This is a genomic window from Serratia sp. CY47280 (assembly GCF_052168655.1).
GTDB lineage: Bacteria > Pseudomonadota > Gammaproteobacteria > Enterobacterales > Enterobacteriaceae > Serratia > Serratia bockelmannii.
In genome coordinates this window covers 25,380-38,838 of sequence record NZ_JBJNMG010000008.1, presented here as the reverse complement: position 1 = coordinate 38,838, position 13,459 = coordinate 25,380, and the positions used below count along the sequence as shown (strand labels likewise).

Annotated in this window: 9 protein-coding genes; 4 read left to right on the top strand and 5 right to left on the bottom strand. The window is 59.2% G+C overall.

The features are described from left to right. Window positions 1–75 precede the first annotated feature (75 nt). Both ACJ8J4_RS22055 and ACJ8J4_RS22050 read left to right on the top strand, forming a co-directional pair. Window positions 76–570 carry a molybdopterin-dependent oxidoreductase gene (locus tag ACJ8J4_RS22055; RefSeq protein WP_043139109.1) on the top strand — a complete coding sequence of 165 codons (495 nt, stop codon included), beginning with the start codon at window positions 76–78 and terminating at the stop codon, window positions 568–570. Continuing rightward, window positions 567–2,351 carry an ATP-binding response regulator gene (locus ACJ8J4_RS22050; protein ID WP_025304623.1) on the top strand — a complete coding sequence of 595 codons (1,785 nt, stop codon included), beginning with the start codon at window positions 567–569 and terminating at the stop codon, window positions 2,349–2,351. The genes ACJ8J4_RS22055 and ACJ8J4_RS22050 overlap by 4 nt, the downstream gene beginning before the upstream one ends. Here ACJ8J4_RS22050 and ACJ8J4_RS22045 read toward each other — a convergent pair. From ACJ8J4_RS22045 to ACJ8J4_RS22035, 3 genes are all read right to left on the bottom strand, one after another. Further along, entirely contained in the window at window positions 2,341–3,192 is an 852-nt protein-coding gene (locus ACJ8J4_RS22045; protein ID WP_025304624.1) for a helix-turn-helix domain-containing protein, read from the bottom strand. The genes ACJ8J4_RS22050 and ACJ8J4_RS22045 overlap by 11 nt on opposite strands. Before the next feature lie 455 nt (window positions 3,193–3,647). Next, a complete protein-coding gene (locus tag ACJ8J4_RS22040) occupies window positions 3,648–6,671 on the bottom strand; it encodes an autotransporter outer membrane beta-barrel domain-containing protein (protein WP_442516106.1) in 3,024 nt (1,007 codons plus the stop codon). Between the two features lie 478 nt (window positions 6,672–7,149). Further along, the gene (locus ACJ8J4_RS22035) at window positions 7,150–7,788 is read right to left on the bottom strand and encodes a TetR/AcrR family transcriptional regulator (RefSeq protein WP_038630005.1); all 639 of its coding nucleotides are present in this window, start codon (window positions 7,786–7,788) and stop codon (window positions 7,150–7,152) included. Window positions 7,789–8,052: 264 nt separating this feature from the next. On the opposite strand from ACJ8J4_RS22035, the gene ACJ8J4_RS22030 reads away from it, so the two are divergent. After that, the gene (locus tag ACJ8J4_RS22030; RefSeq protein ID WP_043142954.1) at window positions 8,053–9,270 is read left to right on the top strand and encodes a Tm-1-like ATP-binding domain-containing protein; all 1,218 of its coding nucleotides are present in this window, start codon (window positions 8,053–8,055) and stop codon (window positions 9,268–9,270) included. A 94-nt stretch (window positions 9,271–9,364) separates the two neighbouring features. On the opposite strand, the gene spy is transcribed toward ACJ8J4_RS22030, so the two are convergent. After that, the gene (spy, locus tag ACJ8J4_RS22025; RefSeq protein WP_043142950.1) at window positions 9,365–9,856 is read right to left on the bottom strand and encodes an ATP-independent periplasmic protein-refolding chaperone Spy; all 492 of its coding nucleotides are present in this window, start codon (window positions 9,854–9,856) and stop codon (window positions 9,365–9,367) included. 536 nt (window positions 9,857–10,392) lie between these two features. On the opposite strand from spy, the gene pdeR reads away from it, so the two are divergent. Further along, on the top strand, window positions 10,393–12,387 hold the full coding sequence (pdeR, locus tag ACJ8J4_RS22020; protein ID WP_043142947.1) for a cyclic di-GMP phosphodiesterase: 1,995 nt from the start codon (window positions 10,393–10,395) through the stop codon (window positions 12,385–12,387). A 16-nt stretch (window positions 12,388–12,403) separates the two neighbouring features. Here pdeR and ACJ8J4_RS22015 read toward each other — a convergent pair whose 3' ends face one another. After that, on the bottom strand, window positions 12,404–13,270 hold the full coding sequence (locus tag ACJ8J4_RS22015) for a crotonase/enoyl-CoA hydratase family protein (RefSeq protein WP_025304631.1): 867 nt from the start codon (window positions 13,268–13,270) through the stop codon (window positions 12,404–12,406). Between the last annotated feature and the right edge of the window lie 189 nt (window positions 13,271–13,459).

Sequence of the window (13,459 nt, the reverse complement as noted above, 5' to 3'; positions counted from 1 at the left end):
TGCTTTTTCTGCCATTATTCTGCCTGATAAATTAGCGGGACTGATACAACCTCCCCGCGCCTCTGGAGAACACCGATGCTGTTCAAACTATGCAAAAACCTTGCGATAGCCTGCGTGGCCCTGATTATCGCCCAGAGCAGCGCCCTCAGCTTTACCCTGGAAGTGGCGGGCAAGATCGACAACGTGACCGACCCGGTCAACAAAAGCTATCTGTTCACCGATAAACAACTGTTGGCGATGCCGGTGCGCAGCATCACCACCTCCACGTCCTGGACGCCGCAGAGAAAATTTGAAGGGATTTCGGTGGCCGATATCCTGGAGCGCGTCGGCGCCAAGGGCGAGACGCTGACCTTCTACGCGCTGAACGATTATTACATCGACGTGCCGCTGTCCGACGTCACGAAATACAACATGATCCTGGCCTACAAGATGGACGGGGAAATGCTGAAGCTCAGAAACTTCGGCCCGCTGTTCCTGGTGTACCCGCGTGACGCCGCCGGGCCTGAGCTGAACTCGCCGTTGTACAATTCACGCTTTATCTGGCAAGTCGACAGGATCGTGATCAAATGAAGCTGACGACCTTTAAGAACGGCAGCAGGCTGGCGATCCCGGCCATCTTTGCCGCGCTGTTTTTAGTGGCTTCGACCGTCACACTCTATTACTACAGCGCCACCCTGTCGAAGAAAGGGCTGTATGCCATCGCCGGCACGCAGGAGAACTACTCCTGGTCGATCGCCAAGTTCTCCATCAAGCTGGCGGAGTTCGACACGCTGGTCGAACAGCAAAGTCACGCGCCGCAGGTGGACAACGACAACCTGCGGCTGCGCTTCGAAATCCTCTATTCGCGTTTTTACGTGCTGGAAACCGTCTCCGAATCGACCCAGCCGCTGTACGCCGAGCCGGGTTATCCGGAAGTGGTCAAACAGATGCGCCTGCAGATGGATCGCATCGATAAGCTGCTGGACAGCCCGAAAATCGACTTCGACCAGGTTTTCGCGGCCATGAAGGCCATCAAGCCTTACTCCATCGAAATGGCCAACCTGACCGACCATGCCGAGGTGAAGCAGCGCACCGCCGCCTATGAGGACTACATCGAGAAGCGGCACATTATTTTCTATGGGCTGGTGATCGTCATGTTCTCGGTGATCGCGCTGATCGCCATCACCCTGATCGTGTTCCGCCAGCAGCGGCTGACCATTCGCCAACAGGCCAAGGCGATTGAGGCGGAGAAAGCGACGCGCACCAAAAACGCCTTCCTCGGCGCTATTGGCCACGAGCTGCGCACCTCATTGCAGAGCGTGATGTCGGCCATCGACGTGCTGGTGAATACCCGGGTGTCGGCAGAGCATGCGGACACCTTCCAGCGGCTGGAGACCGCCGCGCAGCAAATCGAAAGCCAGATGAAAGATCTGACCGACTACGCGCACCTCGACAGCGGCATGATGGAATTGCGCATCGTACCGTTCGACGCGCAGAAGCTGATCGCGGAGACCGCCAACGAAATCGCCACCCTGACCCGCAAAGAACAGGTCAAACTCAGCTGTGAAGTGGAATGCAGCCACCTGCTGGTGCACTCCGATCCGCTGCGCATCCGGCAGATTATCGTCAACCTGCTGACCAACGCCTACAAGTACACCGAAAGCGGCAGCATTACGCTGCACAGCTGCCTGCGCCGCCAACCGGGCGGCAGTTCGTTGATTATCGAAGTGACTGACACCGGCATCGGTATCGAAAAAGACCAGCTCGATCAGATCTTCAAGCCCTTTACCCAGTTGGATCAGTCGCATACCAAGCAGTACGCCGGCGTGGGGATGGGGTTGGCGATCGTGCACGGCCTGGTGACGTTGCTCAACGGCACCATCACGGTGTACAGCGAAATCAAGAAGGGCAGCACCTTTATCGTCAGCATTCCGGTGCAGATCAGTGAAGACGAACGTGCCGACGAGCCCGCCGCCGCCAATGCCTCTCTGCAGCATAAGCCGCAGCAGGTTCTGGTGGTGGATGACAACAAGTCGGTGGGTGACGCCTTTGCGGCGCTGCTGGACAAGCTGGGTTACCAGCACGAACTGTGCGACTCGCCGGAACGCGCGCTGCAGAAGCTGCTCAGACGTCCTTACGATGCGCTGTTGCTGGATTTGCAGATGCCGGGCATCGACGGCGCTGCTCTGGCCAGGCAGTTGCGCAACCGTCGCGGCCCCAACCGCCATGTGCCGATCATCGGCATCAGCGCCTACACGCCGGAGCAGTTAACGGCGGATCAGCGCGCCCTGTTCGATAACTACCTGATGAAGCCGGTTCGACTGGATGCGCTGTCGAGCGCGCTGGCCGAGGTGTTCCCCGCTAAAGATTAAAACAGCGTTGCAGTGCGGCTTCGATCACATGGAGCCGCACCGGTTTTTCATAAGGGCCGAGCACGTCGTACTCGCGCATCGCCTGAGCGATTTCCGATTCGCGTCGGTCGGTGCCCAGTTCACCGGTCAGCACCAGTACCGGCGCGTCCGGATTGTCGGAGGCGCGGATGGTAGCGATACAGCGATCCGCCGTTTCCTCACCGATCAACCAGTCCACCACGTAACCGTCGAACAGGCTTTGCTGCAACGCCTGACAGAAACTGTCGACGTCGTAAAACGCCACCGCGTTGAACCCGCAGCCACCCAGATACTTGGCCAGTTCATCGGCCGCCTGATGCGAATCGTCCAATACCGCGATGCTCAGCCGCTCGTCGTCGCCGAAGCCGGGCCGGATTTCGATCAGATCGACGCCGTAACGCGGGCCTGCCGGCGCCTCATCGGTGCGATAGATATGCCACTGCCCTTCCACGCGCAGCGCCACAAATTCCGCCGGCCGCCCGGCAGGAAGCTCGTCGCCGATGTGCCCGACGCAAGGTATCGCCACCCCCGCCACGACAAAGATGGCATCGCGCGCCATGTTTGGCTCGGGAGTCTCGTGTTCGGCGCTCAAATCGGCGATCGCCGCCGGCGTTTCTCCGAGCGCGGCCGCGACGCTGTTGATCTGTTCCAGCGTCCAGGGGCTTTGCCCTTTCAGTTTGCGGTGCGCATGTGAAAAACTCAGATCCAAGATGCGGCTGAGCTCGCGGGCATGCTGACGTTTTCCAATCCCGTAATGTAAAAACAGCTCCCTGACCCGATTGGCAATCGACTGTGAATCGAATTTTTGGTGATTGTTATCCATTTGTTCCTTCGATTTTTTTTACTGATTTATCAGTCGTTTTGATTATTTCCGCTGAAAAAGCCACATCTAAAACTAGCATCTGATGCAATTATGCGTTAAAAACGTTGCTTGACATACCATGTTGCATCGTCAAACATGGTATCAAAAGAGACATACAGCAATACACTATAAAAAATAACACCAGCACGTTTTTTAATAATAACCATAGTAACACCAGGGAAAATTTGTTCCGTTGCCGCTACTGAGACGATGATCACATCGCTCGGACTGCACAAGCAAAACGGGGCTTGAGCCTTTAGCGCTAATCTGTTTTACCCACTTTTGAGCCGGGATCCGTCAGGGTCCCGGTTTTTTATTGCCCTGGCGCCGCGCCATCATACGGACTCACCCCGCAGCCGCAAATAAAAACGGAGCCGGCATGCCGGCTCCGTTGTCATTGTGATGACCGTTGAAGGTCAGAAGCGCCAGGTGAAGCCGGCGTTGACGCTGTTGTCCTGATGGTTTTGCGACAGCAGTCCGCCGTAGCCCAGCGACAGCGTGGCGTTCTCGTTCACCGCCACTTCCGCCCCTGCCTTCAACACCATGCCGTCACGCGACACCGGCACGCTGTCCACCACGAACGGCGCATTGCCGCCGTTGAACCGCAGCCCGGTGCCACGGTCCAGACCGCCGTACTGGTGCTGCCACCCCAGCTCGCTGCGCAGCGCCACCGTCGTGCCCGGGCTCACCTGCCATTCGGTGTCTGCACGCAGCCCCAGCGTCGACACCGTCGCGTCGGTATGCTGCTTGTCGCCGCGCAGTGCCGCCGCGCCGCCGCTTTCCGCGATGCCGTTGTTTTCGAAGTTCACGTACGCCAGGTTGACGAACGGCTCCAGGTTCAGCCATTCACCCTGCACGCCGTAGCCCGCTTCCGCGAACAGCTGTTCGGTGCGCGCGCTGTACTTCGCCGTGTCACGGTCCGACTGCATCCCGTAGTTCACCGACCGCTTGGTGTCGATGCGGTGCCAGGTGTAGCCCGCCCCGCCGCGCAGCGCCAGCGCCCCGAACTGCTTGTCGCCGTACGCCGCCAGGTGGTAGTTGTCGCTGTCCGCCTTCGACCCGTAACCGCCGTGCAGCGAGGTGCGGGTGTAGCCGGTCGCCACCCCCAGTCGCCCGTCGCCCGCAACCGCCGAGTCCAGCCCCACCAGCACCCCGTAGGTCGAGGCCTGATAGCCGGTGGCGTTGGCGTCGCCCGACGCGTGGTCCCATGCCCCCAGCAGCTGCGCCCAGGCGCCGTCCTCGTCCGCCTTGATGGCCGACGAGCTCGCCAGCCCTTCCGCCTGACGCAGACGCCCGTTCAGCGCCTCACGCAGGTAGCGGCTGTCGTTCACCAGCGCCGAGGCGATATCCGCATGGATTTGCCCCGACAGCTGACGGAACGCCTGCCGCGCTTCGCCCGCCGTGCCGCTGGTGAGCAGGCTCTCGTACACCGGGTTGCCCGCCGCCAGCGCATCCGCCGCCACCGCCACCGCCCGCTCGTTCGAGGTCTGCGCCACGCTGGCGAAGCTCGTGCCGTTGCGCCCGACGCTCAGCGTCACCCCGGTCGGCTGGTAGCTCAGCCCGGTGCCGAGGAACAGGTAGTTCGGCGCCACCGCGTCAAACTGCCCGCTCACCCCCTGCTGCGCGCTCAGGATGGTGTACTGCTGGCCCAGCAGGCTGCGCACCTCGCTTTGCGTCAGCAGGTTGGCGCTGTTCTCCAGCGTCACCGCCACCTCACCGCCGCCGATCGTCGCCGCTCCGCTGCTCTGGATCCGATCGCTCTGGCCGTTCGGCCCCACTTCCACCGCGTAGCGCGAGCCCGTTTCGAAGCTGACGTTACCCGCCACGTTCAGGGTGCCGATCGAGTTGCCCGGCGCCACGGTGCCGCCATGACGGGCGGTCAGCGAACCGACCGTGCCGCTGCCGCCGACGATGCCGCCGTTCTGCACGCTGACGGCCGAGGTGACCGAACCGTTGACAGCCAGCCGACCCTGATTGACCAGCGTCGGGCCGGCATAGGTGTTGTTACCGGTCAGCACCAGGGTGCCGATGCCCTGCTTGGTCAGGCCGCCGTGACCGGAGATATCGTTGCTCCAGACGTCCAGCCCGCACAGCACATCGCTGCAGACGCGCTCGGTCGGTTTGCCCTTATCCAGCACCGCGCCGACGCCCGGCAGATCCACCACGAACTGGGTCGGGCCGTAGGCCACGCCCGCCGGATCCGGAATACGGAATTCTTCGGGAATATCCTCGGAGGTCACCAACATGCCCGGACCGTTGATGGCTTTGCCCAGGTTGATCATCCCCCAGCCGTAGAGCGCGTCGATGCCCGGCGCGCCCATGTCGGTGGCGGTGGTTTTCAGCACTTCCGCCACCTGCGCGCCATTCAGATACGGGAAACGCTCCATCAGCACCGCAACGCTGCCGGCCACGTGCGGCGCCGCCATCGAGGTGCCGCTTTTATTGGCATAGCCGGTCGTCAGGTCGTCCACACCGGTGCCCGCGATCACCGAGCTGTACACCCGGGTACCCGGTGCCGAGACGCACAAACTGGCGGTATAGCCGCAACGGGAAGAGAAGGTGCTGATGCTGTAATCACCGCTATTGGTGGGATCCTGCAGGCTGGCGACCGACAGCCAGTTCGGCGCGATGTCCGGCACGAAATAGGCCAGGCCGGCCATGGCATCCGGGTTGTTGAGGTTACCGTCGTTGCCGGCGGCGAAGATGGTGACCACGCCGCTGCGCGCCGCGTCGATCGCGCCCTGATAGGCGCCGCCGGGGTTGGTGCCCAGGATCGTTTTGATCTGATCGAACTGCTTTTGCGCATCGTTCACCGTGAAGTGCGGATAAGCCGGGTCATACCCGCCTTCATCGAATTTCTCGGTGATGCCGATGCCCCAACTGTTATTGATGATGCGCGCGCCGCTGGCCACCAGCGCCTCCCAGCCGGCCTGGTAAACCGCGCCGTCGTTACCGAGCACAATGCCGTCCTCCGGGCCGGGGTCGCCGTTTTCTGCGCTGATGATCTGCGCGTTGAATGCCACCCCATGCATGGCGCCACCGTCGCGGCTGCCGGCGGCGATGCCGCCCACGTGGGTGCCGTGCGAGCCTAATTTGCCGCTGGAGTCGGTGCTTGGCGTACCGTCATAGCGGAAGTCATCGCCTTTTTTCACTGGAATATAGGGATCGGTGTATTCGCGAGTGCCATGGGTAACCAGATTGATCACCTTATCTGGGCCGGAAAATTCGGGGTGCTTGGCGTAGACTGGCTGATCGAAAATACCGAGTTTGATGCCTTTTCCGGTATAACCGGCGGCGTAGGCCTGGTCGGCGTGGATCGCTCCCAGCCCCCATTCCGCGTTGAACTCACTGCTGCGCCAACTGGCCGGATCGCCCGCTTTGCCGTTCTCTATATAGCTGGAGGCCTGCGCCCCGCCGATCGCCGTCAGGCAGATCAGCATCGCGCTCCATTGTGCGCGATGAACTCCGATTTCAGGCCAGCCGAAGGCCGCCCGAGCGGATTTGACTCCTCTAAGTTTCTTCTCCATCCCAGATACCGTCCGTTGTTGTTTGCAAATGTTTTATAAGATTTTTTGTGTAACAGTTTGGTAACACCAAATAAATAAAGCACAACAATCTCAAGTGCGCTTAATGTGTCACTCGGCAGTTCGGCGGGGGGAGAGAACGTTTCAGGGGTGAATCAGGCCAACGCCAATAAGAAATGGCAATGACGTTTGCCGGTAGCGAAGCGGCGATAAAAAGTGAGAGGAAAAACCTTAATACGCTGATAAATAAAAATATAAACAAAGATCGAATGAAGGAGATGGCCGCCTGAAAAGTGCTTAACAGGCGTCTTTTATCACTTTTAATTATAAATTTTGCCAATATTCACTCAGTGAATTATGCTGGTTTTTCACTCGGTCATCGGCAAAAATTGGATTATCCTGCTGATGTTTTTTTGCGGTTCGTCGCGTCCTCTTCCGCCTGACGCAGGATGGCTTTGGCCATCCATTGCGTGACGTCCTGAATGCCCTCAAGTTCCAGCCCCCAGATATCTTTCAACACCAGGAATACCTCCGAGCCGTAAATCAGCGAGAAAGCATGAATCACTCTCTGTAGAGAATCCGGCGGCAGTTTGCCCTGCAACGGTTCTACCGCCAGCGCCAACAGACGCTTGCGGTTGCCGCGCACGAATTTTTCGCCCGGCGTGGCGTGCGCCCACTGCTGCAAAGAGAGCTGCAGTGCCGCACGCAATGCTCCCTCGTGCCGTTCCATCTGAGGATAGGCGAAGGTCAGCAACTGCTGGATACGCTTCAGGGCATCGTCGTCCTGCGGGCGCCATTCCAGAATAGGCCCCAGGCTTTCCGCCACCACGGCGCTAATCAGCGCACTCTGGGTCGGAAAATAACGGTAGGCGGTCGCGCGCGATACCTGGGCATGCGCCGCCAGCTCGGTGATCGAAGGAAACGCCCCTTCGTCATACAGCGCCATCGCGCTGGCCAGCAACAAACGGTAGGTTTTTGCCCGTGTGGAAGTCAGTGAAGGATCGAACGGGGTGGGAAAAGCATTTATCGGCACTTAAACCTCATACATCTGCACACGCTTGCGCAACAGAGGATGCGCCTCTGTCGACTGGCTGCCGGCAAAGCGCCGGCCACGTTGAAAAGCTCAAAAATGAGACAGGAGTCCCATTTTGCACTGAGCTGCCCTTGCAAAAATGATACTGCCGTCTCATTATATAAATACATTAATCAATTTAATTTAAATGCCAACACCAGGGCACCCTAAAAAATATAATAAAATGATTTTTAAATAAAAATTAGAAACACCCCAGGAAGACACATGAAAGAAACTTCAAATTTTGTCTATATTGCTACCACAGCAGATACGAAAGGACAAGAGTTGGAGTATGTACGGCGGCTAATCGCTGCCCTGAATTTACCCACGCGAACCGTCGATCTTTCCACTCGTCGCTTGCCGTTTGACTCCCCGGCCGATATCGGTCCAGAGGACGTTGCTCGCCACCATCCGGCAGGCGCCGGTGCGGTCTTTTGCGCCAGTCGCGGCCAGGCGATCGCCGCTATGGCAACCGCTTTCGAACGTTTTATCCTGACGCGCCGCGATATCGCCGCCTTGCTGGGTCTGGGCGGCTCCGGCGGCACCGCCATCATCACGCCGGCCATGCAGCAGCTGCCGATTGGCCTGCCGAAAATAATGGTCTCAAGCATGGCGGCAGGAGACGTTTCCGCCTATGTCGGCGCCAGCGATATCAACATGCTGTATTCGGTCACCGATCTCGCCGGTCTTAACCGCATCTCGCGACAGGTGCTAGGCAACGCGGCACGCCAGATAGCCGGCGCAGTGCACTTCGCCGCCGTCGACTATCACGACAACAAACCCGCGATCGGCCTGACGACGTTTGGCGTCACCACGCCCTGCGTTCAGGCGTTGGTGGCCGAACTGGGAACACAATGGGATTGTCTGACGTTTCATGCGACTGGCAGCGGCGGCAGGTCGTTGGAAAAACTGATCGATAACCGCCAACTGCACGGCGCCATCGATTTGACCACCACCGAAATGGCCGATTACCTGTTTGGCGGTGTGCTGCCCTGCAATATGGATCGTTTCGGTGCCATCGCGCGTACCGGCATCCCGTGCGTGCTCTCCTGCGGCGCGATAGACATGATCAACTTCGGCGCGCCGAATACGGTGCCGGCTCGCTATGCCAACCGTCTGCGTCACCATCACAACCCACAAGTGACGCTGGTGCGTACCAGCGCGCGGGAGAATGCGTTAATGGGGCGTTGGATGGGCGAAAAAATCAACGCCTGCGCGGGCGAAGTGCGTTTCGTTATCCCGACAGGCGGCGTATCGGCTTTGGATGCGCCCGGGCAACCGTTCTGGGATCCGGCGGCGCTGGCCGCCTTTACGCAGGCGCTGGAAGAAACGGTGCACGCCACCGACAAACGCCGGTTGATAAAAACGCCTTATCATATTAACGACCCGTGCTTTGCGCAGGCCGTTGCCGAACATTTCCAGCACATTGTCGGCGGAGAATGATTATCACTCACGACAAAGTCTGCCGGCGATAACGCCAAATAGAAAAAGGGCCAGACAAATAGCCTGGCCCTTTTTTACTCACCGCGAGCGGATATTACTGACCGGAGGACATCTGCTCCTTCATTTTATTCATGTGGTCCATCATCTTTTGCTCGCGTTTCTGATAATTCTCATTGTATTGTTTTTTCTGCTCAGGCGTCAGCAGGTTATACATTTTATTTTCCGCTTTGGCGCGTTCCAGCATGCGTTCGGATTGTGCTTTGCCGATCGCGTCAATTTGCGCCTTCGCCTTCGCTTCGTCAAAGCTGTCGGAAGCGACCAGATTGTGCAGCGCCTGGCGTTCTTCTTTCATGCCCGGCCCGCGCTTCTGGTGCGACTCTTTCATGATATCGCGCATCTGCTGGCGCTGCTGCTCGGTCAGGTTCAACCCGGCGAACGGGCCGCCTTTACCTTCACCCTTGTGATGCATCATTTTCATCGGCGCCGCATCCGCCGCCGGGGCAGTCACCGTATCGGCGGCGAACGCCGCGGAAGCAGAACCCAGAGCCAGCGTGGAAGCAATAAATAAAGCCGTCAATTTACGCATAATCATTTCCTTAAAAGTTTTTCTTCATCAGGAGCGCTGTACGTTAACAGGCTCATTCGTCGTCGGAGATAATAATAGGCTGATAAAATTCAAGTAATGCGAGGGTGTGTAAACTTTTTAAAACCCGTCTCGGATTTATTCACCAATTATGAGAAAACTATGAAGATGGCGTTTATTTGATGGAAATTTTAATTTCTCGGCAAAAATCCCCCCGGTGGAGTTATTTTTCCGCTTTCCCCTCACCGCTATAATTTACTCGCCAGCACGGCAATCTTGCCTCAACCGTTTTCCGATAGCAGGGGGAAGTCAGTACAAGCATCATAGGATCCGATGTTCTCCTACACTTTAAGGCAAGCGGCCGCCGGGCGACGTTTACACCGCAAAACTAATCATTGCTTATATAATAGTTTCCATCACCCGTCCCGCCTGCAAAAACCTGTTATATGATGCACAGATGCGTACGGCGATCGCTTTCGGGCCAACAGGCTGCCCGGAGCTGCGCCGACCGGCCGCCCGTGCTCTTTTGAGGAATCATCATGCCCGCAGACCAAGGCCCTGAGCTTCTTAACGCCCACTTCGGCACCCAAAGCCCCCACTGGCGGCTGGCGTTTGACAGCAATGCCCTGGAGCTGTCCGCCGTTAAGGGCAAAGCCCACGTCGCGGTGGCACTCAGCGCCATGGACGCGGCGAAAATTCGCCGTCTGAGCGGCGTAACCGCCAGCCTTGAGCTGACCATTACGCTGGCCGGCGAACCGCTGCATCTGCATCTGGTCGGGCGCCGCGTCAACAACCTCGAATGGGCGGGCACCGCTTCCGCCTTCAGCGACACCCCATCCGTGGCGCGCGATCTGGTGCACGGCCTCTCCTTTGCCGAGCAGGTGGTGTCCGAAGCCAACTCGGTGATCGTGATCGTCGATCAGCACGGCCGCATTCAGCGTTTCAACCGGCTGAGCGAGGAGTACACCGGGCTGCACGAACACGAGGTGATCGGCAAAAACGTTTTCCAGCTGTTTATGAGCCCGGAAGAAGCCGCCGCCTCGCGGCGCAACATCGCCGGCTTCTTCCGCAACGGATCGTCTTATGAGGTGGAGCGTTGGGTAAAGACGGTCAAGGGCGAACGACTGTTTCTGTTCCGCAATAAGTTCGTGCACAGCGGCAGCGGCAAGAACGAGGTGTTTTTGATCTGCTCCGGCACCGACATCACCGAAGAACGCCGTGCGCAGGAACGGCTGCGGGTGCTGGCCAACACCGATCTTATCACCGGCCTGCCTAACCGTAACGCCATCCAGGATAAGATCAACCACGCCATCGCTACGCGCAGCGAAGAGAGCTTCGGCCTGGTGTACCTCGATCTCGACAACTTCAAAAAGGTCAACGACGCCTACGGCCATATGTTCGGCGATCGGCTGCTGGTCGAAGTCGCGCTGGCGATCCTCGGCTGCCTGAGCCCGGATCAGGTGCTCGCCCGCCTCGGCGGCGACGAATTTCTGGTGCTGGCGCCGCAAACCGATCGCGAGCGCCTGCAAACGCTGGCGCAGCGCATTATCGACAGGCTGAAAACCCCTTTCCGCATCGGCCTGATTGAGGTGTATACCGGCTGTTCGATCGGCATCGCGCTGTGCCCGGAGCACGGCAACGATCTCGACAGCCTGATCCGCAGCGCCGATACCGCCATGTACGTCGCCAAGGAGCACGGCAAACGCACCTATACCGTCTTCTCGCCGGAGATGAACAAACGCGTCGCCGAATACATGTGGCTGGACACCAATCTGCGTAAAGGGCTGGAGCAAAATCAGCTGGTGTTGTATTACCAGCCTAAAATCGACGCGCGCAGCGGCGAAGTGCACAGCGTGGAAGCGCTGGTGCGCTGGGATTCGCCGGAGCGCGGCCTGATCCCGCCGCTGCAGTTCATCTCCTACGCCGAGGAGTCCGGCCTGATCGGCCCGCTGGGCCAATGGGTGCTGCAGACCGCCGCCAGCCAGGCAGCGCAGTGGCAAGAACAGGGATTGAACCTGCGGGTAGCGGTCAACCTCTCCGCCCGGCAGTTGGCCGACGACGGCATCGTCAACGACCTGCTCGGGGTGCTGCGCCATCATCGCATGGCCCCCTGTCTGCTGGACTTCGAGCTGACCGAAAGCAGTCTGATTGAAGACGAGAACCGCGCGCGCGCGCTGATCACCCGGCTACGCGAACTGGGCGCGCAGGTGCATCTCGACGACTTCGGCACCGGCTATTCGTCACTGGCGCAGCTGGCGCGTATACCTCTGGACGCCATCAAGCTGGATAAAAGCTTCGTGCGCGGGGTGAATTTCAATCCGGTATCGCAATCCCTGGTACGCGCGATCGTCGCGGCGGCGGAGGCGCTGGCCTTCCGGGTGATCGCCGAAGGGGTAGAGACCGAGAGCGAAAACCACTTCCTCGACGAGGTCGGCGTGGACGAAAAACAGGGCTTTCTGTTTGCGCGGCCAATGCTCCCGGAACAGCTGGAGCATTGGCTGCAGTCCTATCGCCCGCGCTCACCTTCCGCGTGAGGCGGGCGCGTTAACGTTAGCCGGCACGACGCAGGTTCAGGGTGTGGCGATCCTGCAACATCACCAGCCGCTCAATGTAGGCGCGATCTTTTTCCTCAATGGTGAAGGCCGAGTGGACCCAATCCTCGGTAATATCCATCAGCTCGGAACGCGTCAGTTGCAATACGCGCTGACGCGCCCGCAGCATGGCGCGCATGCCGTTGAGCTTCGGCCGGATGGTATCGATGAAAGTGCGCGTCGCCATATAGGCATCGCCGGGCTGGAACAGCTGATCCACCAGCCCGCGGCTCTCGAACCACTCTGCGGTGTGCGACTCGCCGCCCCAAATCAGCTCCTCAGCCAAGCGCATGCCCGCCTTGCGCGCCACCAGCGAGTAACCGCCCATGCCGGGAAACAGGTTGAACGCGATCTCCGGGAACCCCATGCGCGCATTGTTCTGCGCCAACACGAAATGGTGCGCCAGCGCCGCTTCAAAGCCACCGCCCAGCGCGCTACCTTCAACCATGGCAATGCTGACCGCGCCGGTGTCGAAACCGCGCGCAGCGGCATGCACACAGTCGATGCAGGCCCGCGCGTAGGCCATCATCGCCTCGCGCCTGCGGTTTTTGATCGCTTCGGCGAAGAACTGCAGATCGCCGCCGACGTTGAACATGTTCGGCACCAGCGAGCCGGTGACCCAGAAATCGAATCGCAGCGAAGACTCCTTCGCCGCCTGCGCCAGCGTCATGATGTCTTCGATCAGCGCCTGGTTGAAGCAGGGGCGGGGCGCAGCGCGCAGCAGCATCCACATGATATGCCTCTCCTCTTCATAGTAGGCGGAAAGCTGCGACAGATTGCCCGCTTCGGTAAACGGACGGCAGGTGGGGTGATTAAGCAATTTCATAAGACCTTCCAGTTTTTCTGTTGATGACGGATGAGACCGTTCCAGCCCCTACGGCTGCAGCGGAGCGGCGGTCGGTAAAGCGCGACGCCACATCATGAGTAAACGCTTTCTCGCCGACGAAACAGATAAAAATTGGAGGTAGGGAAGTGAAAAAAACCGAGGCGCCACGGGCTTTTCATAGGAATTTTA